Origin of the sequence: Neotabrizicola shimadae (assembly GCF_019623905.1) — a bacterium.
In the GTDB taxonomy this organism is placed as follows: Bacteria; Pseudomonadota; Alphaproteobacteria; order Rhodobacterales; family Rhodobacteraceae; genus Neotabrizicola; species Neotabrizicola shimadae.
On record NZ_CP069370.1, the window covers coordinates 54,671 to 74,013 of the forward strand.

Genomic DNA, 19,343 nt, shown 5'->3' on the forward strand with positions numbered 1-19,343 from the left:
AGACGCGGGGCTATCAGCCCTCGACTGGCGGCGCCGCCGTGTCGGTTGCTGGCGGCTCCTTCGCTTGTGCGGGTTGCTCGGCGGCATCCTCCGACTTGCCTTCGCCGGTCGCATGAGCGGCCACGAAGCCGCGCATGAACCGCCTGATTTCGCGCGCGGCCGTTGTATCCAGCGCATCGCACAGCGTCACAAAGGCCTCGCGCTCCGCCTTGTCGATCCGGATGACCAACTGGCTGCCCTTACCCTTGCCCTTGCCTTCCGATTTCTTGCCCATCGTTCCCCAAGGCGCTCAAATTTGCCTATCAAATGTATATACAATCAGGAGGCCATGCAAGGACCAACGAAAAAGGCCACCCGCGCGGGCGGGTGGCCAAGTTTCCGCACCGACAGGGAAAGGGGTCAGAACTTCCAGCGGGCACCCACCATGAAGGAGTCCGAGTCGTCATACGAGACCGTCTCCGAGTCCAACCCGTAGCTGCGATAGCCGGCATAGAGTTCGGTCGACTGTTCTTTCAGGGCCTGCACCGCCATCAGACCCCAGGACGAGCCCGAGCCGTCAAGGCCGATGTCGTTGGACGAGTAGTATTCGGCCGCAAGCGAGGTGGCTCCGATGTCCCAGATATCGCCGGTCCAGCCCGCCTTGACGTAGACATAGTCGCCGCCGTCCATGTACTGGCCAAGAGCGATCGTGCCGTTCACGCCCGAAGGCTCGTGAAGGGCGGAGACCGAGCCCATCACGGCCTCCGTCGAGTCACCGCCATCCTTGGGGACCGTGTAGTTGTAACCAAGGCCCGCACCAAGCTTCACGTCGCCCAGCGTGTTCTCGTAGCGGATGGCCGCGTCGTAGTAGTACTTGTTGTCACCCGACAGGACGTTTTCGCCGGCCGCCGCAGAGAACTTGAACCCGTTGAAATCCGGGGTGTCATAGCGAAGGCGCATCCGGCGCGAGCCTTCGAGGTTGATGAACACGTTCTTGATCTTGATCGAGGAAAGCGTGCCGTCCGACTCCCGGAAGGCGAAGCCACCCGCCACGGCCTGATAGTCGGAGTAACCGATGATCGTGGTCTTCGAAAAGTCGATTTCCGCGATCTTGTCGGTCGCCATGTCGCCCTGGCCCAACCACACCGTACCGAAGTCCGCCTGGTACGAGACTTCCAGCTTGCGGATGTCGTTCTCGCTCCAGCTGTACCATTGCTGGCCGTCGAAGCTGGTGATGTTCAGGTTGTTCGACTGGAAGAAGCCGAGCGAGGTTTCGAAGTTGAACTTCAGCGAGGTTTCGTCGGCGAAGGGCCAGTTGACCGTGATCCCGACGCGGCTGTTCGAGTTGTTGTTGTCGACAAGCCCGGCGTTCGATTCCTGCCCGTCGTCATAAGACAGGTAGGCGGGGCTCAACTGGCCGTACAGCTTGACCGACGACCCGCTCGGATTGGTGAATTCCTGTGCCGCCGCAGGGCAAGCGATGGCCGTGCACAGAAGGGCAACGCGTGTAACTCTCATCCCTGATCTCCGATCTCGCTGCCAGGACGCAACGCATGTCCCAATGGTTAAATCGACGTGACGGCGCCCCCATGAAGGGCTTTGGACGATGCCGTGAAATGCAGGAAACAGCCGTGTGACAATGGCTGAAGAGCCAGGTCACGCAGTGAACGGTTCGGTGTCCCGTTCCGGATTCAGATCGGTCTGATCGTATGGCTTCATCCGGGAAAGCCATTCAAGGATCGTGGACAGCGCCTCGGTTTCGTCAAGGAACGGGACATGGCCGCGACCTGGGATTTCGGCAAACAACAGGTCCGGTCGGCGGCGGCGAATCTCTTCAACCGTGGCGCGGCTCAGCACGTCCGAGTTTTCCCCGCGGATCACGGCCATCGGCATTCCGGCGCAAGCGTCGAACTGCGGCCACAGATCGGGCAAGGGACCTCCGCCCGCCATCGCGGCATCGAAAGCCATGCGCAGGGCAGGGTCATAGGTCAGCCCGACCCTGCCGTCGAGTTGGACGTAGTGGCGCACCGCCTCTTCCTGCCAGCGAAGCGGCGGAACATGGTCGAAACCCGGCATGGCCGCCGGCATCCGGTCGACGACCTCTTCCAGGGTCCGGACCGTGGGTTCAACTCCGATGTAGGTGCCAATCCTCTCCAGCCCGGCACGTTCGATCACCGGGCCGACATCGTTCAGGCAAAGCCCCAGCAACCGCCGGCCCGGCATCGCCCCGATCACCAGACCGATCAGCCCACCGCGCGAGGACCCGAGCAGCGCGACGCGCTCCAGCCCCAGATGGTCCAGCAGCGCCAGCGCGTCGCTCGCTTCCTGCCCCACGGTATAGGTTGCGGCACCGGTCCAGTCCGATCCGCCCCGTCCCCGGCTGTCCAGCCGGATCAGGCGGATGTTGTCGGGCAGGTGGCGCGCCAGGTAGTCGAAGTCACGCCCGTCGCGCGTCAAACCGGCCAGCACGAGAAGCGGAAAACCGTGTCCCTCGTCCCGGTAGGCAAGCCTGGTCCCATCCTCGGTCCGGAACGACGCCATCCCTCCGCCTCGGGTGCAAGTCAGTGCTGCGGATAGTCGGCAAAGCCCTTGCCGCTCTTGCGGCCAAGATAGCCGGCCGCCACCATCTGCTTCAACAGCGGACTGGGCCGGTACTTCGGATCATCGAAGCCCTGGTAAAGCGTTTCCATGATGTTCAGAACCACGTCCAGGCCGATCAGATCGCCCAGGGCCAGCGGCCCCATTGGATGATTGGCGCCCAACTTCATCATGCTGTCGATGTCCTCGGGCGTCGCCAGGCCCTCGTAGACGCAATTGATCGCCTCGTTGATCTGCGGAGCCAGCAGGCGGTTCACGATGAAGCCGTAGCTGTCCTTGCTGACGCGCGGCGTCTTGCCGATGGCGCGCGTCAGGTCGGTAACGGCTTCGGCCACCGCATCCGTCGTCTGCAAGGCGCGGATGATCTCGACCAGTTGCATCACCGGAACGGGGTTGAAGAAATGCATCCCGATCACGCGGCCCGGATGGGCCGATGCGGCGGCAAGTTCCGTCAACGAGATCGACGAGGTGTTCGACGCAAAGATCGCGTCATGGCGGCAGATCCCGTCCAGCTTGCGGATCACCTCGGCCTTCACGTCCAACCGTTCGATGATCGCCTCGATCACGATGTCACGGTCGTCCAGAAGGTCGAAGACGGTGGTGCTGGACACCCGTGCCATTGCGGCGGCCGCCTGCGGCTCGGTCAGGCTCCCCTTCTTCACCAGCCGCTGCAGGCTGGTCTCCATGCTGCGCCGGGCACGGTCCAGGGCAGGTTCGGACAGGTCCTGCATCAGCACGTGATGCCCTGCGACGGCAAACACCTGCGCGATGCCGCTTCCCATGGTCCCTGCGCCGATGACGCCGATCTTGCTCAGTTCGGTCATTAGCTTCTCCTTCCGGCAATCGGCGGCATCAAGCCAGGGCCATTTCAGGCACGTCGTCAGGCACCACCAGCGCGCCCTCCGTGGCGGCGCGGATCTCCTCGATCGAAACGCCCGGAGCACGTTCGCGCAGGATCAGCCCGGCAGCGGTGGGCTCGATGACCGCGAGGTCCGTCACCACCAGATCGACGCGGCGCAAAGCCGTCAGCGGCAGGGTGCAGCGTGGCACGATCTTGGACTGCCCCCGGGCGGCATGCTGCATGGCAACGACAACGCGGGCGGCTCCCGTGACCAGATCCATCGCGCCGCCCATGCCCGGCACCATCTTGCCCGGCACCTTCCAGTTCGCCAGATGCCCTGCCTCGTCCACCTGCAACCCGCCCAGCACCGTCATGTCCAGGTGACCGCCCCGGATCAGACCGAAGCTCATCGCGCTGTCGATGCTGGCGGCCCCCGGCACAGCCGTCACGAAGCCGCCACCGGCATCCGTCAGGTGGCTGTCCTCCATGCCCTCCGGCGGGCGGGCGCCAAGGCCGATCACGCCGTTTTCGGCCTGGAAGAACACGCCCAGGCTGGCGGGCACGTAATTTGCCACAAGCGATGGAAGGCCGATGCCAAGGTTGACAAGCGAACCTGGGGCGATTTCCCGCGCAACGCGCCGGGCGATGAGTTCCTTGGCGTCCATGACAAGCTCCTTCACGCCGCGCGGATCAGCAGATGATCGACCAGGACGCCCGGCGTCTTGACTGCATCGGGAGGGATCACGCCGACCGGCACGATGCTCTCCGCCTCGGCAATCACCATGCGTCCGGCCAGCGCGATGATCGGGTTGAAGTTATGCGCCGTCAGCAGATAGCTGAGGTTGCCAATATAGTCGGCCTGCCAGGCGCCGATCAGGGCGAAGTCGGCCTTCAGCGGCGTTTCCACAAGGAAGCGCCCGCCCTCGACTTCGACGACCTGCTTGCCCTCTTCCACTTCGGTCGACAGCCCGGTGGGGGTCAGCACCCCGCCCAGACCCATGCCGCCGGCGCGGATGCGCTCGATCAGCGTGCCCTGCGGCACCAGTTCGCAGGTGATCTCGCCCGAGATCATCTTGGCCTGGGTCTCGGGGTTCAGCCCGATGTGGCTGGCGATGACGCGGGTCACGAGGCCGGCCGAAATCAACTTGCCGATGCCCTTGCCGGGCATGGCGGTGTCGTTTGCAATGACGGTCAATCCGCCCACGCCGCGCGCCACGATCGCGTCGATCATGCGTTCGGGTGTGCCCACCGCCATGAACCCGCCGATCATCAGGCTGGCGCCTTCCGGAATCAGGCCGGCCGCCGCCTCGGGCGTAAGTGCCCCCTTCATGCCGCTTCCCTCTCTGCAAGACCGACCGCCGCGCGCGCGGCGCGCGCGATGACAAGTTCCTCGTTCGTCGGCACCACCATCACGGTCGTGCTTGCCATATCGGACGAAATCACCTGCGCATTGGCAGCGTTCCGGCCAGGGTCGATCTCGATCCCCATCCAGCCCAGCCGGTCGCAGATGCGGGTCCGCACCAGGCGCGAATTCTCGCCGATGCCACCGCAGAAGATCAGCGCATCCATCCCGCCCATGGCGGCGGCCATCGAGCCGATCTCGCGCTGGCAGCGGAACACGAAGTAATCGATCGCCTCGGCCGCCTCAGGCGTGCCGGCGGCTTCCAGCTCGCGCATGTCGTTCGACAGGCCGGACAGCCCCAGAAGGCCAGATCGCTTGTACAGCAGGTCCGAGATCTCGGCGGGGGTCATGCCCTTCTGATCCATCAGATACAGAAGTACCCCCGGATCGACCTGCCCGCTGCGGGTGCCCATGGGCAATCCGTCCAGCGCCGAAAAGCCCATGGTCGAAGCGATGGAGCGGCCGCCGGTCATGCCGCACATCGAGGCGCCGTTGCCAAGATGCGCCACCACCACCCGGCCCTCTGCCAGATGCGGCGCGATGCGGGCCAGCTCACCGGCAATGTAGTCATAGCTCAGCCCGTGAAAACCATAGCGCCGCACGCCCTCGTCATATAGCGCGCGGGGCAGGGCAAAAGTGTCGTTGACCCAGGGGTGACTGCGGTGGAAGGCCGTGTCGAAGCAGGCCACCTGCGGCACGCCGGGGAAGGCAGCCATGGCGGTGCGGATTCCGGCCAGGTTGTGCGGCTGGTGCAGGGGCGCGAAGGGGGCGAGCCGCGCCAGATCGTCAAGCAACGCCGCGTCCACGGTCACGGGCCGTGCCCGGTCGGCGCCGCCATGCACGACCCGGTGGCCGACCGCCAGCAGGTCCAGGTCGGGCCATGCGGCCCGGAACCCGGCGATCACCGCCGCCAATGCGCCGGCATGGCTGGTCAGGTCGCCCGTGGCGGCGATGGCTTCGCCAGCCGCGGTCTTCAGCCTCAAAGTGCCCTCCGGGCCGATCCGGTCGGCCAGGCCACTGGCCAGCGGCACGTCCCCGGTCGTCGGAAAGAGCGACACCTTCAGCGAGGACGACCCGGCGTTCAGGGTCAGAACAGCTTGGGTCATGTCCGCACCCCGGCAGCATGGAACAGCGCCGCAACGGCACAAGACGCCAGCCGCGACATCGGGCTGTCCGAACGCGAGTTCAGGATCACAGGTACCTTCGCACCAAGGACCAGCCCCGCCGCTTCGGCATGGCTGACGAAGGCCAGCTGCTTGGCCAGCATGTTGCCCGCGTCCAGTCCCGGCACAACCAGGATGTTGGCGCGCCCGGCCACGCCCCCCTTCAGCCCCTTGGTCCGTGCCGCGCCCATGTCCACCGCGTTGTCCATGGCCAGCGGACCTTCGACCTGGCCCCCGCGGATCTGCCCGCGATCGGCCATCTTCGACAGCAGCGCCGCGTCGATCGAGGACTGGATGGCGGGGTTTACCGTTTCCACGGCCGACAGCACGCCCACGCGCGGCTCCATGCCCAGAGCCAGCGCCAGGTCGATAGCGTTCTGCACGATGTCAACCTTCGTCGCCAGGTCCGGCGCGATGTTGATCGCCGCGTCCGAAACCAGCAGAGGCTCGGGCCGGCCCGGAACGTCCATCACGAAGACATGAGTGAAGCGGCGCCCGACACGCAGGCCGCCCACCTTGTCCAGCATCGGCTTCAGAAGGTCGTCGGTGTGCAGGTGGCCCTTCATCACCGCCAGGGCACGACCCTCATGCACCAGCGCGCAGGCGCGGGTGGCCGCGGCCAGATCCTGCGGTTCGTCAATCACCTCGATGCCCGTCAGGTCGGCGCCGATCGACGCGGCCGCGGCGCGGATGCGGGCTTCAGACCCGATCAGGATCGGCGCGATGATGCTTTCCCGCGCGGCCAGAAGCGCGCCGCCCAGCGAATTCTCCTCGTCAGGGCAGACCACCGCCGTCGGCAGGGCCGCAAGCGGCCGCGCCCGGTCCAGCAGCTCCTCGAAATGGCGGTGGCGCTGCACCACAAGCCCCGGCACATCCACACCGTCACGGTCGAAACTCTCGGTCGGCGCGATCACCTCGGCTTCGCCCGAAAGGATGCGCGCGTCATCGGCGACGCGGCGGACCTCGGTCTTCAGCCGCACGATGCCATCGGCCTTGTCCAGCACCTCGACCCGGACCGTTACCTCTTCGCCGGCATGGGCGCGGGCGTCGAAATCCAGCACCTGCCTGCGATAAAGCGTGCCCGGCCCGGGAAGCTGCGTCCCAAGCACCGCCGAGACAAGCGAGGCCATGAACATGCCGGGTGCCACGCGTTCGGTCTGGCCGTTGCCATCCAGGTCGCTGTCCTGCAGGTGCATCGGGTTGGAATTGCCCGAAGCGGCAGCAAAGACGAACAAATCGTCTGCCGTGATCAGCCGCCGCATCTCGGCGGAGTCGCCGGGCTGGATCTGATCGAAGGTACGGTTCTTCAGATGCATCTCACTTGGCTCCGGCAGCCGGTTCGGTGACATCCGCGCGGCGACGGGGCCGGACGGTGCCATTGGGCTTGGGCGCTTCGGTCGATGGCGTTTCCTCCGCCGCAGGGGCGGGCGTTTCCAGCGGATCGTCGGACACATCCGAAGTCACCGGCGCCACGCCCAGCACCTCGTGGAACCGCTGCAGCATCGAAAGCGTGCGCGGCGACATCTCCTCGATCAGGCCGGGGATGTACTGCACCACCTTCAGGGCCAGTTCGCGCTCGGCCGGATCGCGCAGCAGAAGGGGCAGGGTGTCCAGGGCGCGCTCGGGCTCGAAGGTGGCGATCAGGGTCTGCTGGTGGATGATCATGGCGCGCCGTTCTGCGCCCAGCGAGCGGAAGGGTTCGTCCTGCGTCAGCACATGGGCCGACCGTTCCAGCCGGTCACGGCGCACCTGGCCCCGGTTCTCGGCCAACAGCACCAGCATCCGGATCACCGCTTCGGGGAAGCCGCCTTGCTCGATCTGCATCAGCGCCGTCGCAACCTCTGGCAGGCCGCGCAGTTCGCCCTGGCTCTTCAGCGTGCGCCGCGCCTCATGCGTGCGGCCGAAGCTGCGCGCCCAGGGCGTGCCCCACATGCTGTGGAACATCAGCTCGTATTGCATGTCACGGGTGTCGCGCATGAACTCGATCATGTTCTCGGTGACTTGCACCCAGAACGCCTCGGCGGCGAGGAAGGGGTTGGTCGCGGCGGCCTTCGCGCGGTCGGCCCGCACCTTTTCGGCCGCATCGGCAACGGACTGCATCGCCGGATTGCGGGTGGACATCAGCGCCCGCCCCAGCCGCTGCGGGTGCAACGCGCGGCTCATCTCGGCGCCGGTCTCTGTCACAAGCGACCGGACCACGGGCCGGACGATGGAATCGTAGAGCTGCGCCTGCACCTCGGCCGACCGCGCAACGGCGGCGAACGGACGTTCGTCCTGGAAAGCGTCGTCCAGTGCGCGGATGTCGTCCAGGGTGCGCTCGACGAAGCCGACGGTAAAGTGCTTGCGACCGTCCGTCTCGGTCACGTCCTCGATTCGCATCTCGTACAGGCCGGGCGCCAGAGCCTCGATGGTCTTCAGCGTGGAGGCGACTTCCGAGTGCTCCTTCCTGGCGATCTGCGACGACACGAAGATCCCAAGGTGGCCCACCTGTTCATGCACCATGTAGACGATGCGCTGGCCGCGAATGCGGATCTCGTTCACATCGGCATAGGTCTCGGCGATCCAGTTCAGCGCCTGCTGCGGCGGCGTGATGTTGTCGCCGTGGCTGGCGAAGACGATGATCGGCGCGCGGATTGCCTTCAGGTCGATGGGACGGCCGGGCTCGATCCGGGCCTCGTTCTTCACCAGCCGGTTGCCGACGAACAGCTGTTCGACGATCCACTTGATCTCGGCCTCGGTCAGCAGGAAGAACCCGCCCCACCACTTCTCGAATTCCAGGAACGCCGCGTCGCCCTTGTCGATGTCGCGGAACAGATCGGTGTACTTGCGGAACAGCGTCCGCGCCGGGTTCAGCAGCTCAAAGTTCTGCACCAGATGCGCGCCATCGAAGATGCCGCCGCCCAGGTCAGAAAGGAACATCGGGATCCAGGTCCCGCCCAGCACCCCGGCATTGTAGCGCATCGGGTTCTCGCCGACCTTGCCCGCCCAGGGCGCAACCGGCGCGCCGTTGATCACGATGGGTCCAGTCAGGTCCGGGTTGGTCGCCGCCAAAAGCAGCGTGGCCCATCCCCCCTGGCAGTTTCCGGTTACGACCGGCTTCGACGCCTCGGGGTGACGCCGCATCACCTCGCGGACAAATGCGGCTTCGGTGCGGGTGACGTAAGACAGGAACTGCCCCGGTTCCGGCTCGCGGCGGAAAGCCACGAAATAGACGGGATGGCCCTCTTGCAGGGCCACGCCCACCTGGCTGTCGGTCTTGAATCCGCCGATGCCCGGCCCGTGGCCGGCGCGCGGGTCTATGATGATGTAGGGCCGGCGCGCGGAGTTCACCGTGACGCCTTCCGGCGGAACGATGCGCAGCAGCATGTAGTTGGACGGATAGGGCAGGTCCTTTCCGTCCATCACCACTTCGTAGTCATAGACCAGCACCGGCGGACAGCCCGCCGCCTCGTGCTCCAGGAAGATGTCGCCGCGCTTGCGCAGGGCATCCATGGTCAGGATCATCCGCTCCCAGGCGTCGCGCAGGTATTCCGTCATGTCCGATCCGAGCCGGCCTTCGGACTGTGCCTGCTGCAGGTCCGACATCAGCGCCTTGGCCTGCTCCAGCGCCGCCTCGGCCCGCGCGGTATGGGCCTTCACGATGCGGCCGGAATGGGCTGACGCCGCAGTCGTCAGGATCTCGGCCGTCTCTGACGCCGCACCGATTTCTGCTTCGACCTGCTGCACGGTATCCTGCAGCCTGGCCAGCGCATCGCTCTCCAGGCGGGGCACCTCGGGCTGACGGGCGGGGGAGAACAGATCGAAGACGCTGGCCATGGAATAGTCCTCAAGCGGTGATAGAGAAACCGCCGTCGATGTCATGGACACCGCCGGTCAGGTTGCGGGCCTCGTCCGAGGCGAGGAAGGCGGCCATCGCCCCCACATCCTCGATGGTGGCCAGCTGATGGGTGGGCGCGCGGTCCGAGGCCGCGGCGAGAAGCTCGTCGAAATGGTCGATGCCGCTGGCGGCGCGGGTCTTCAGCGGCCCCGGCGACAGGGCATGGACGCGGATGCCCTTCTCGCCCAGCTCCGCTGCGGCATACCGCACGGCGCTTTCCAGCGCGGCCTTCACGGGGCCCATCATGTTGTAGTGCCGCACCACGCGGCTTGACCCGAAGAAGCTGACCGAAAGACAGCAGCCGCCCTCGGCCATCAGGGGTTCGGCCAGACGGATCATGCGCAGGAAGGAATGGACGGAAATATCCATGGCCTGGGCAAAGCCCTCGGGCGAGCAGTCCACCACCCTGCCATGCAGGTCGGCGCGCGGAGCGAAGGCGATGGAATGCAGAACCGTGTCCAGCCGGCCCCAGCGTTCGGCGATCTGGGCGAACACCGCTTCCATCTGGCCAGGCTGCGCCACGTCCAGGGGGGCCATGATCTCGGCTCCCAGGTCCTCGGCCAAGGGGCGGACGAAGGGTTCGGCCTTCTCGTTCAGCCAGGTGATTGCCAGGTCGGCACCCTGCGCCCGCAACGCCCGGGCGCAGCCCCAAGCGATCGAATTTTCATTGGCGATGCCGACAACCAGAGCTTTGTGATCTTGCAGCGAAAACATCAAGGCGACTCTCCAGTCGTTCCGCCCCGATGCTGGAGCGTTTCTGCGATGCAGAGGTGACAGTTGCCTGACGCTTCTGCGTCAGCGTCCGGGCCAGTGCCGGTGCGGAGGGAGGGCGTCGCGGAACGGCTGCGGGCCGGGTTCGGCGCCACACCGACCGGCGTCACAAAAACAAGACATGCCTGCAACCTGTTGTTCACAGCGCGCGCCTAGGGAGGCGGCCTGAGTGGGTGGTGGGTACATGGGGCCCGGGCAATCTGTCCGATCCTCACGGGACGCCGCACCTCCACAGGGGTCACAGGAGAATGACATGACCATCACTGCACGCCTTCTGACCGGCGCCGCCATGCTGGCCGCCCTTGGCGCAACCGCTGCCGCCGCCGACACGCTGGCCGATCTTGAGGCCGCCGCGAAGAAGGAAGGGATGCTGACCGTCATCGCGCTGCCGCATGACTGGTGCAACTACGGCGCCGTGATCGAGGGCTTCAAGAAGAAGTATCCCGAGATCCAGGTGAACGAGCTGAACCCGAACGCGGGTTCGGGCGACGAGATCGAGGCGATCAAGGCCAACAAGGGCAACACCGGCCCGCAGGCCCCCGACGTGATCGACGTGGGTCTCAGCTTCGGCCCGGCCGCCAAGGCCGAGGGCCTGCTGCAACCCTACAAGGTCGCCACCTGGGACGAGATCCCCGACAGCGTGAAGGACCCCGAGGGCTACTGGTACGGCGACTACTACGGCGTGCTGGCGATGGGCGTGAACAAGGACATCGTCGCCGAGGCCCCCACCAGCTTTGCCGATCTGACCGATGCGAAATACGCCAACGCCGTCGCCATGCCCGGCGACCCGCGCACCGGCAACTCGTCGATGATGACGGTCTATGCCGCGGGTCTTGCGACCGATGGCAAGCTGGCCGGAGCCGATGCGCTGAACGCCGGCATCGCCTGGTTCAAGGCGCTGAAGGACAGCTCGAACCTGGTTCCGGTGAACGGCAGCGCCCAGAACCTCGCCCAGGGCACCACGCCGATCTATTTCGACTGGGATTACAACCTGCTGGCCATGCGCGACAAACTGGACGGCAACCCGCCGGTGGAAGTCGTGATCCCGTCGGATTCGGTCATCGCCGGGGTCTATGTGCAGGCGATCTCGGCCTTCGCCCCGCATCCGAACGCCGCCAAGCTCTGGATGGAATACCTTTATTCGGACGAGGGCCAGATCGGCTGGCTTTCGGGCTACTGCCACCCGATCCGCTTCAACGCGATGGCCGCCGCGGGCAAGCTGCCGGCCGATCTGATGGCCAAGCTGCCGCCGGCGGAAGCCTATTCCAAGGCCGTGTTCCCCTCGCTGGACGAACAGGGCGCCGCCAAGAAGGCCACCGCCGACAACTGGGCGGCCCAGATGGGCGTGAACTGATCCGGGCATGACCCAAGGCAGACCAATCGGGGCGGCGGAAACCTCCGCCGCCCCCATCCCGTCATGAACGGATAGCAATGGACGGCTCTCGCGATCTGACCGCAACCGACGGTCCTGCGCCCCGGCGCCTCAACCTGGACTGGCTCGGTGCTGTGCCGTTCATCGGCTTCTCCGCGCTGTTCCTGATCGTGCCGGTGTTCTACCTCGTCGCCGGCGCCTTCACCGGCCCCGAGGGCGGCTTCACGCTGGATAACATGATCGGGCTGACCAGCCCGGAAATCGCCTCGTCCTTCTGGTTGTCGATCCGGCTCAGCCTGGCCTCGGCCCTGATCGGCACTCTTGCCGGGCTTCTTCTCGCCCATGCGATCGTGCTGGGCGGAATGCCGGGCTGGATCCGCCGATCGGTCACCACCTTCTCGGGGGTGGCCTCGAACTTCGCGGGCGTGCCGCTGGCCTTTGCCTTCATCGCCACCCTGGGTCGCCTGGGTCTGGTGACCGTGCTCTTCCGCCAGGTCTTCGGCTTCGACATATATTCGACAGGCTTCAGCCTGTTCTCGTTCTGGGGCCTGGTCATCACCTATCTCTATTTCCAGATGCCGCTGATGCTTCTGGTCATCACCCCGGCGCTGGAGGGGCTGAAACCCGAATGGCGCGAGGCGGCGGAAAGCCTGGGCGCCAGTGGGCCGCAATACTGGACGATGGTCGGCGCGCCGGTGCTGGCGCCCTCGGTGATGGGCTGCTTCCTGCTTCTCTTCGCCAATGCCTTCGGAACGCTGGCAACGATCATCGCGCTGACCGGATCGAACTTTTCGGTCGTGCCGATCCTGCTGTTCCAGCAGATCCGCGGCAACGTCCTTTACAACCCGAACCTGGGCTACGCGCTGGCGCTCGGCATGATCCTGATCATGGTGGCGTCGAACCTGCTCTACATTGCCCTGCGCGCCCGGGCCGAGCGGTGGCAGAAATGAAGCGCCGGGTCTCTGTCGGGTCGGTGCTCATTGTCGTGGCGGCCGCGCTCTATTTCCTGGTGCCGCTCTATGCCGCCTTCCAGTTCTCGCTTCAGATGAAGCGCGGAGAGCTTTCCCTTGCTGCCTATCGGGCCCTGTTCGACAGCGACGTCTTCCTCAATGCCCTGACATTTTCGCTGATCGCTTCGGCCGCGGCGATCGTGGTGGGCGCGATCCTTGTGGTGCCGACGATCTACTGGGTGCGCCTGCGGCTGCCCCGGCTACGCCCGGTGATCGAGTTCATCTCGCTCCTGCCGCTGATCATCCCCTCGGTCGTTCTGGTCTTCGGCCAGATCCGCATGTTCGGATCCAGTTCGATCCTGCCGCTGACCACCAGCGATCTTGGCACCAACTTCCTGCTCGTCGCGGGCTATGTCGTTCTGTCGATGCCCTACATGTTCCGCGCCGTCGACAATGGTCTGGCCGCCATCGACATCGCCACGCTGACCGAGGCGGGCGAAAGCCTCGGCGCCTCGCGGCTGCGGATCGTGGGCACCATCATCTTCCCCAACATCCGCGGCGCGATCATCTCGGGCGCCTTCCTGACCCTGTCGATCTGCCTGGGCGAATTCGCCATCGCCAGCCTGCTGAACCGTCAGGCTTTCGGCCCCTACATGGTGCAATTGGGTCAGGACCGCGCCTACGAACCCGCCGCCCTGGCGATCATGAGCTTTGCCCTGACCTGGGTGCTGATGGCGCTGATGCAGGCCTTCGGGACGATGAAGCCGGGGCAGCGCCTGCTGCCGCGCTTCCGGTCGGCCCGCAACAACGGAGAGAAGGCATGAGCAAGGTCGCGATCCGCTCGGTGCAGAAAAGTTTTGGCGCGAACACGGTGGTGCGCGACTTCGACCTGACCATCGGCGAGGGCGAGTTCATCTCGCTTCTGGGTCCGTCCGGCTGCGGCAAGACCACGGTTCTGCGCATGGTCGCGGGCTTCGAGACGCCGACACGGGGCACCATCGAGATCGACGGTCAGGATGTGACCGCGCAGCGCCCGAACCAGCGCAAGATCGGCATGATGTTCCAGTCCTACGCGCTGTTCCCGAACCTGACCGTTGCGGGCAACGTGGGTTTCGGTCTGAAGGTCGCCGGACTGCCACGCGAAAAGATCGCAGCGCGGGTCGACGAGATGCTCGCAACCGTAGGACTGAAGGGTTTCGGCGCGCGTTATCCCTATCAGCTGTCGGGCGGCCAGCAGCAGCGCGTGGCACTGGCCCGCGCCATCGCGCCCCAGCCGCGCGTGCTGCTGCTCGACGAGCCGCTCTCCGCGCTTGACGCGAAGATCCGCGTCTCGCTGCGTGCCGAAATCCGGGCGATCCAGCGCCAGTTGGGGATCAGCACCCTGTTCGTCACGCACGACCAGGAAGAGGCGATGGCGATGTCGGACCGGGTGGTGGTGATGACCGGCGGCAAGGCCGACCAGGTGGGCACCCCGGCCGAGATCTACAGCCGCCCGGCCACCCGCTTCGTGGCCGAGTTCATCGGCGCGCTGAATGTCCTGCAAGGTGTCGTGACCGATCCCGCCAACGGGCAGATCGACACCGCCGCAGGACCGGTCCAACTGGGACGGCCCGTGCCCAGGGACAGGGGCGCGGCGCTGGCCCTGGGCATCCGGCCCGAGGGTCTGCGCCTCGTCAATGGCGCCGATCCGGAAGGCCCGTTGTTCATCGGTCGCCTTGTGTCGCGCGATTTTCTCGGTCCGATCATCCGACTCAGGGCACAGACGGAAGGGGGCACGCCGCTTGTCGTGGATTGCTTCAACCGGGACGGGGCGGACCTGCCCCAGCCAGGCGCACCGATCCGGCTGACCGTTCGCCCGGAAGAGGTCGTCCTGCTCGATTGACGGATGACCATGAGAAGCCGGGCTGCACATGCAGGCACCCGGCAGGGCCTCCTTGCCGAACCGCGAGGGCAGTGCCGGCACCAGAGCCTGCGGCCAACAGCGGCACGGCCACACCCGCGCCGCTCCGTCATTGCTCCCCGCCCATCCGCTACGGCGTCAGGCGGCCGCGCGGCGGGTGGTCAGGACGCGGGCCATCGTCTCGCCCATGGCGGACGGGTTCGGCGCCACGGTAATACCGGCTGCCGCCAGGATCTCGACCTTTTCCTGCGCGCTTTCGCCAAAGGCCGAGATGATCGCCCCCGCATGGCCCATCTTGCGCCCCTTGGGCGCCGACAGCCCGGCGATATAGGCGACGATGGGCTTGGTCATGTTACGTGCGGCCCAGGCGGCCGCCTCGGCCTCCTGCGGGCCGCCGATCTCGCCGATCATCATCACGGCATCGGTCTCGGGGTCCTGCTGGAACAGCTCCAGGATGTCGCGGAAGGACGATCCGTTGATCGGGTCGCCGCCGATGCCCACGCTGGTCGATACGCCGATGCCCAGCGCCTTCATCTGGCTCGCCGCCTCATACCCCAGCGTGCCCGACCGGCCCACGATGCCCACCCGGCCCGGCATGTAGATATGGGGCGGCATGATGCCCATGAAGCCCTTGCCGGGCGTGATGATGCCCGCGCAATTCGGCCCGATCAGGCGCATCTTGCGGGCTTCGGGATAGCGGCGCAGAAAGCGCTTCACCCGCATCATGTCCTGCGAGGGGATGCCGTCGGTCACGCAGACGGCGGTGCGGATGCCGGCATCCGCGGCCTCCATGATCGCATCGGCCGCAAAGGGCGGCGGCACGAACAGAAGCGAGGCTTCGGCGCCCGTCTCCTCGACCGCTTCGCGCACGGTGTTGAAGAGCGGCCGGTCCAACAGCCGCTCGCCGCCCTTGCCGGGGGTCACGCCCCCCACGACATTGGTGCCATGCCTGATCATCTCGGCGGCATGGAACTGGCCGATGCGGCCCGACATGCCCTGAACGATGACAGGGGTCTTCTCGGTGATCAGGATCGCCATGATGTGCTCCTCAGGCAGCCAGTTTCGGGCGGGCCGCGACGGCCTTGTCGGCGGCTTCGGCCAGGGTATCGGCGGTGATCAGCGGCAGGCCCGAGGCCTGAAGGATCGCCTTGCCCTCCTCGACATTCGTCCCCGCCAGCCGCACGACGACGGGAATGGTCATGCCCACCTCGCGATAGGCCTTGACCACGCCTTCAGCCACCCAGTCGCAGCGGTTGATGCCGGCGAAGATGTTCACCAGGATCACGCTGACATTGCGGTCGGCCAGCACGGTGCGAAAGGCGCGCACCACGCGCTCGGGACTCGCGCCCCCGCCGATATCGAGGAAGTTCGCAGGCTCGCCGCCGGCCAGCTTGATCATGTCCATCGTCGCCATGGCCAGGCCCGCGCCGTTGATGATGCAGCCGATGTCGCCTGTCAGCCCCACATAGGCCAGCCCGTGGTCGCCCGCGGTCGACTCGCGCGGGTCTTCCTGGCTGCGGTCGCGCAGTTCCGCGATCTGCGGGCGGCGGAACAGCGCGTTGGTGTCGAAGCTCATCTTGGCATCCAGCGCCACCAGATCCCCCGCCCCGGTGATCACCAAGGGGTTGATCTCGACCATCATCGCGTCAAGGTCGCGATAGGCGCGATAGCAGGCCTGCAGGATTGTCACCATCTGGGCGATCTGGCGGCCCTTCAGCCCCAGTCCAAAGGCCAGCTCCCGCGCCTGGAACTCCACCAGTCCCGCCGCCGGGTCGATGGTCATGCGCCGCAGGCTGGCCGGGTCCGTCTCGGCCAGATCCTCGATCTCGATCCCGCCATGGGCCGAGGCCACGATCATGATCCGCTCGGATTTCCGATCCAGCACGAAGCCCAGATACAGCTCCTGCGCGATGTCGCAGGCCGGTTCGACCCACAGCCGATAAACCCCCTTGCCGGCCTGGTCGGTCTGCTTCGTCACCAGCTGGCGGCCGAACAGGCTTGCCGCATAGCTCTGCACCTCATCCACAGACCGGCACAGCTTGACCCCGCCCGCGGCACCACGGCCCCCGGCATGGACCTGCGCCTTCACCACCCAGGCATCGCCCCCCAGCTCGCGCGCCCGGTAGGCGGCCTGTTCGGGGCTGTAGGCGAGCCCGCCCCGAGGCACCGGCACGCCGAAGCGGCCAAGGATTTCCTTCGCCTGGTATTCATGGATGTCCATGTCCGTCCTCCCCTGGCAAGGCGGGGCCGGTCACGGGGGGCATCCCCCCATGCGCCAGGCCTTGCGGTTGTCGGTGGAATGGGCCCGGCGGGCCCATGCGGGTTACTTGCCCGAAATGGCGTCGGCGATCACCAGCACGTTCTTCGCCATGCGCTCGCTGGCCGCGTCGATCATCTTGCCGTCCAGGCTTGCCGCGCCCTTGCCCTGCGCCTCGGCGCTGCGCAACTCTTCGATGATCCGCCGCGCCTTGGTCACTTCGGCGTCGGTCGGCGAAAACACCTCGTTGGCCAACGTCACCTGGCTGGGGTGGATCGCCCATTTCCCCTCGCAACCCAGGGCGGCGGCGCGGCGCGCGCCCGCCTTGTAGCCCTCGGGGTCCGAGAAATCGCCGAACGGCCCGTCGATGGGGCGCAGACCATAGGCGCGGCAAGCCGTCACCATCCGGGCAATGGCGGCGTGCCACTGGTCGCCCGGATAGTCGGGGTTCAGCCCGCCGATGTTCACCGTGCGCGCCCGCATCGAGGCGGCAAAATCCGCCACCCCGAAATGCAGCGCCTCCAGCCGCCCGCCGAACTGCGCGATGGCCTCCACATTGGCCATGCCAAGCGCCGTCTCGATCAGCGCCTCCAGCCCCACGCGGGTGGAAAAGCCCTTCGCCATCTCGATCTGGTTCACCATGGCCTCGACCATGTACAGATCGCCCGGCACGCCGACCTTGGGCACCAGCAGCGTGTGCACCCGGTTGCCGGCCTGTTCCATCACATCCACCACGTCGCGGTACATGTAATGGGTGTCCAGCCCGTTGATCCGCACCGAAACGGTCTTGCCCTTGGCGGCCCAGTCGATGTCGTTCAGCGCCTGGATCGCATTCCTGCGCGCCTGCTCCTTCTCGGGCGGGGCGACGGCATCCTCCAGGTCAAGAAAGACATAGTCGGCCGGGCCGTTGGCCGCCTTCTCGATCATCGTCACGTTGCTGGCCGGAACCGCCAGTTCCGACCGCTGAAGCCGCTGCTTGCGCAGGGGGTGAAGGGTATGGCTCATCGTCTTACTCCGCCGCCAGGGCAACCGCCGGGGTTCCCTGTTCATAGATTTCCTGCGCCGCGGCCACCCCCGCGCCCAGCTCCACCCGCGCCCCCGCCGCGCGCAGCGACAGTTCGGCCACCGCCAGCGCGGTCAGGCACATGCCTTCGTTCAGATCGCCCAGATGCCCAATGCGGAACACCTTGCCGGCAAGCTGCGCCAGCCCCGACCCGAACGAGGTGTTGTAGCGCATCAGCCCGACGCGGATCACCTCGCGCGCGTCCACGCCAGCCGGCGTCCGGATGGCGGTCACGGTGTTCGAGGCAAGCGAGGGATGCTCGGCACAGGTCTCCAGCCCCCAGGCCGCAACCCCGGCCCGCACCCCGGCGGCCAGCCGCGCATGGCGGGCGAACACATTGTCCAACCCCTCGCGGTTGATGCGGTTCAGCGCCTCGCGCAGGCCATGCAGCACCGGGGTCGGCGGGGTATGCGGGAAATAGCCGGTCTCGGTCTGAATCACATAATCGTCGAACTTCAGGAAGCTGCGCCGCATCCCGTTCGACCGCGAGGCCGCCATGGCCTTGTCGCTCACCCCCAGAATGCCCAGCCCCGCCGGCGCCATCAGCCCCTTCTGGCTGCCCGTCACGGCAAGATCGACGCCCCAGTCATCCATCAGGAAGGGGATCGAGCCGATGGACGACACGCCGTCCACGAACAGCAGCGCCTCGTGGAAACAGGCATCCAGCGCATGTCGCACGCCCGCCACGTTCGAGGTGACGCCGGTTGCCGTCTCGTTGTGCGTGACGAACACCGCCTTGATCTTGCCCTCGCGGTCGGCGCCCAGACGGCGGGCAAACTCGTTCACCGGCGCGCCCGCGCCCCAGGGCAGATCGACCAGCTCCACATCAAGCCCGAGGTCGTTCGCCATCTTGGCCCACAGGGCCGAAAACTGGCCGTGCCGCGCCATCAGAACCCGGTCGCCCGGCGACAGCGTGTTGACCATTGCCGCTTCCCAGGCCGATGTGCCCGAGCCGGGGAACAGCATGATCCGGCCCGCGGTTGTGCCGAAGATCGGCTTCAGGTCCGACAGGATCGACAGCACGAAGGCGCCGAACTCCGGCCCGCGTTGATCCTGCTGGGCGACGTTCATCGCCATGCGGACGGTTTCGGGCACGTTGGTCGGCCCAGGGATGTAAAGGTGGTTCAGGCCGGGGCGGAAGGTCATGGCACATCCTCAGTGAACGGGCGG

18 protein-coding genes are annotated in these 19,343 nt (G+C 66.4%); 4 read left to right on the forward strand and 14 right to left on the reverse strand.

Annotated features, from left to right (window positions below):
• Positions 1-13 precede the first annotated feature (13 nt).
• The 10 genes from JO391_RS00235 to fabI all read right to left on the reverse strand — a co-directional run bounded on the left by JO391_RS00235 (position 14) and on the right by fabI (position 10,574).
• Positions 14-274, reverse strand: a complete 261-nt coding sequence (locus JO391_RS00235) for a hypothetical protein (protein ID WP_220662226.1) — start codon at positions 272-274, stop codon at positions 14-16.
• A 125-nt stretch (positions 275-399) separates the two neighbouring features.
• The gene (locus tag JO391_RS00240) at positions 400-1,497 is read right to left on the reverse strand and encodes a porin (RefSeq protein ID WP_220662227.1); all 1,098 of its coding nucleotides are present in this window, start codon (positions 1,495-1,497) and stop codon (positions 400-402) included.
• A 138-nt stretch (positions 1,498-1,635) separates the two neighbouring features.
• Positions 1,636-2,520, reverse strand: a complete 885-nt coding sequence (locus JO391_RS00245) for an alpha/beta fold hydrolase (protein WP_220662228.1) — start codon at positions 2,518-2,520, stop codon at positions 1,636-1,638.
• 20 nt (positions 2,521-2,540) lie between these two features.
• Positions 2,541-3,401, reverse strand: a complete 861-nt coding sequence (locus JO391_RS00250) for a 3-hydroxyacyl-CoA dehydrogenase family protein (protein WP_220662229.1) — start codon at positions 3,399-3,401, stop codon at positions 2,541-2,543.
• Positions 3,402-3,429: 28 nt separating this feature from the next.
• Entirely contained in the window at positions 3,430-4,083 is a 654-nt protein-coding gene (locus tag JO391_RS00255; RefSeq protein WP_220662230.1) for a 3-oxoacid CoA-transferase subunit B, read from the reverse strand.
• Between the two features lie 11 nt (positions 4,084-4,094).
• Positions 4,095-4,748, reverse strand: coding sequence for a CoA transferase subunit A (locus tag JO391_RS00260; protein ID WP_220662231.1), 654 nt, complete (start codon positions 4,746-4,748; stop codon positions 4,095-4,097).
• Complete coding sequence (locus tag JO391_RS00265) at positions 4,745-5,926, reverse strand: acetate/propionate family kinase (RefSeq protein ID WP_220662232.1); 1,182 nt, start codon at positions 5,924-5,926, stop codon at positions 4,745-4,747. Before JO391_RS00265 ends, JO391_RS00260 begins: the two co-directional genes overlap by 4 nt.
• On the reverse strand, positions 5,923-7,299 hold the full coding sequence (locus JO391_RS00270) for a bifunctional enoyl-CoA hydratase/phosphate acetyltransferase (protein ID WP_220662233.1): 1,377 nt from the start codon (positions 7,297-7,299) through the stop codon (positions 5,923-5,925). The genes JO391_RS00265 and JO391_RS00270 overlap by 4 nt, the downstream gene beginning before the upstream one ends.
• A 1-nt stretch (position 7,300) precedes the next feature.
• Positions 7,301-9,799, reverse strand: a complete 2,499-nt coding sequence (locus JO391_RS00275) for a DUF3141 domain-containing protein (RefSeq protein WP_220662234.1) — start codon at positions 9,797-9,799, stop codon at positions 7,301-7,303.
• A 10-nt stretch (positions 9,800-9,809) separates the two neighbouring features.
• Positions 9,810-10,574 carry an enoyl-ACP reductase FabI gene (gene fabI, locus JO391_RS00280; RefSeq protein WP_220662235.1) on the reverse strand — a complete coding sequence of 255 codons (765 nt, stop codon included), beginning with the start codon at positions 10,572-10,574 and terminating at the stop codon, positions 9,810-9,812.
• A gap of 310 nt (positions 10,575-10,884) precedes the next feature.
• On the opposite strand from fabI, the gene JO391_RS00285 reads away from it, so the two are divergent.
• The 4 genes from JO391_RS00285 to JO391_RS00300 all read left to right on the forward strand — a co-directional run bounded on the left by JO391_RS00285 (position 10,885) and on the right by JO391_RS00300 (position 14,835).
• Positions 10,885-11,985, forward strand: coding sequence for an ABC transporter substrate-binding protein (locus JO391_RS00285; protein WP_220662236.1), 1,101 nt, complete (start codon positions 10,885-10,887; stop codon positions 11,983-11,985).
• 77 nt (positions 11,986-12,062) lie between these two features.
• Positions 12,063-12,953, forward strand: a complete 891-nt coding sequence (locus tag JO391_RS00290; protein ID WP_220662237.1) for an ABC transporter permease — start codon at positions 12,063-12,065, stop codon at positions 12,951-12,953.
• Positions 12,950-13,777, forward strand: a complete 828-nt coding sequence (locus tag JO391_RS00295) for an ABC transporter permease (protein WP_220662238.1) — start codon at positions 12,950-12,952, stop codon at positions 13,775-13,777. The genes JO391_RS00290 and JO391_RS00295 overlap by 4 nt, the downstream gene beginning before the upstream one ends.
• On the forward strand, positions 13,774-14,835 hold the full coding sequence (locus tag JO391_RS00300) for an ABC transporter ATP-binding protein (protein ID WP_220662239.1): 1,062 nt from the start codon (positions 13,774-13,776) through the stop codon (positions 14,833-14,835). The genes JO391_RS00295 and JO391_RS00300 overlap by 4 nt, the downstream gene beginning before the upstream one ends.
• Positions 14,836-14,991: 156 nt before the next feature.
• Here JO391_RS00300 and sucD read toward each other — a convergent pair whose 3' ends face one another.
• The 4 genes from sucD to JO391_RS00320 form a co-directional block, all read right to left on the reverse strand.
• On the reverse strand, positions 14,992-15,891 hold the full coding sequence (gene sucD, locus JO391_RS00305) for a succinate--CoA ligase subunit alpha (protein ID WP_220662240.1): 900 nt from the start codon (positions 15,889-15,891) through the stop codon (positions 14,992-14,994).
• Between the two features lie 10 nt (positions 15,892-15,901).
• Positions 15,902-17,074 (reverse strand): malate--CoA ligase subunit beta, encoded by a 1,173-nt coding sequence (locus JO391_RS00310; RefSeq protein WP_220662241.1) that lies wholly within the window; start codon positions 17,072-17,074, stop codon positions 15,902-15,904.
• A gap of 102 nt (positions 17,075-17,176) precedes the next feature.
• On the reverse strand, positions 17,177-18,115 hold the full coding sequence (locus JO391_RS00315; RefSeq protein ID WP_220662242.1) for an HpcH/HpaI aldolase/citrate lyase family protein: 939 nt from the start codon (positions 18,113-18,115) through the stop codon (positions 17,177-17,179).
• A gap of 4 nt (positions 18,116-18,119) precedes the next feature.
• Positions 18,120-19,319, reverse strand: coding sequence for a pyridoxal-phosphate-dependent aminotransferase family protein (locus tag JO391_RS00320; RefSeq protein WP_220662243.1), 1,200 nt, complete (start codon positions 19,317-19,319; stop codon positions 18,120-18,122).
• Positions 19,320-19,343 lie beyond the last annotated feature (24 nt).

What these genes read in the sequence shown, in the direction of transcription:
- JO391_RS00235 (WP_220662226.1), bottom strand. Translation starts at nt 274, where the DNA reads ATGGGCAAGAAATCGGAAGGCAAGGGCAAGGGTAAGGGCAGCCAGTTG.
- JO391_RS00270 (WP_220662233.1), bottom strand. Translation starts at nt 7,299, where the DNA reads ATGCATCTGAAGAACCGTACCTTCGATCAGATCCAGCCCGGCGACTCC.
- JO391_RS00320 (WP_220662243.1), bottom strand. Translation starts at nt 19,319, where the DNA reads ATGACCTTCCGCCCCGGCCTGAACCACCTTTACATCCCTGGGCCGACC.
- JO391_RS00315 (WP_220662242.1), bottom strand. Translation starts at nt 18,115, where the DNA reads ATGAGCCATACCCTTCACCCCCTGCGCAAGCAGCGGCTTCAGCGGTCG.
- JO391_RS00240 (WP_220662227.1), bottom strand. Translation starts at nt 1,497, where the DNA reads ATGAGAGTTACACGCGTTGCCCTTCTGTGCACGGCCATCGCTTGCCCT.
- sucD (WP_220662240.1), bottom strand. Translation starts at nt 15,891, where the DNA reads ATGGCGATCCTGATCACCGAGAAGACCCCTGTCATCGTTCAGGGCATG.
- JO391_RS00310 (WP_220662241.1), bottom strand. Translation starts at nt 17,074, where the DNA reads ATGGACATCCATGAATACCAGGCGAAGGAAATCCTTGGCCGCTTCGGC.
- JO391_RS00290 (WP_220662237.1), top strand. Translation starts at nt 12,063, where the DNA reads ATGGACGGCTCTCGCGATCTGACCGCAACCGACGGTCCTGCGCCCCGG.
- JO391_RS00275 (WP_220662234.1), bottom strand. Translation starts at nt 9,799, where the DNA reads ATGGCCAGCGTCTTCGATCTGTTCTCCCCCGCCCGTCAGCCCGAGGTG.
- fabI (WP_220662235.1), bottom strand. Translation starts at nt 10,574, where the DNA reads ATGTTTTCGCTGCAAGATCACAAAGCTCTGGTTGTCGGCATCGCCAAT.
- JO391_RS00245 (WP_220662228.1), bottom strand. Translation starts at nt 2,520, where the DNA reads ATGGCGTCGTTCCGGACCGAGGATGGGACCAGGCTTGCCTACCGGGAC.
- JO391_RS00300 (WP_220662239.1), top strand. Translation starts at nt 13,774, where the DNA reads ATGAGCAAGGTCGCGATCCGCTCGGTGCAGAAAAGTTTTGGCGCGAAC.
- JO391_RS00255 (WP_220662230.1), bottom strand. Translation starts at nt 4,083, where the DNA reads ATGGACGCCAAGGAACTCATCGCCCGGCGCGTTGCGCGGGAAATCGCC.
- JO391_RS00295 (WP_220662238.1), top strand. Translation starts at nt 12,950, where the DNA reads ATGAAGCGCCGGGTCTCTGTCGGGTCGGTGCTCATTGTCGTGGCGGCC.
- JO391_RS00285 (WP_220662236.1), top strand. Translation starts at nt 10,885, where the DNA reads ATGACCATCACTGCACGCCTTCTGACCGGCGCCGCCATGCTGGCCGCC.
- JO391_RS00260 (WP_220662231.1), bottom strand. Translation starts at nt 4,748, where the DNA reads ATGAAGGGGGCACTTACGCCCGAGGCGGCGGCCGGCCTGATTCCGGAA.
- JO391_RS00250 (WP_220662229.1), bottom strand. Translation starts at nt 3,401, where the DNA reads ATGACCGAACTGAGCAAGATCGGCGTCATCGGCGCAGGGACCATGGGA.
- JO391_RS00265 (WP_220662232.1), bottom strand. Translation starts at nt 5,926, where the DNA reads ATGACCCAAGCTGTTCTGACCCTGAACGCCGGGTCGTCCTCGCTGAAG.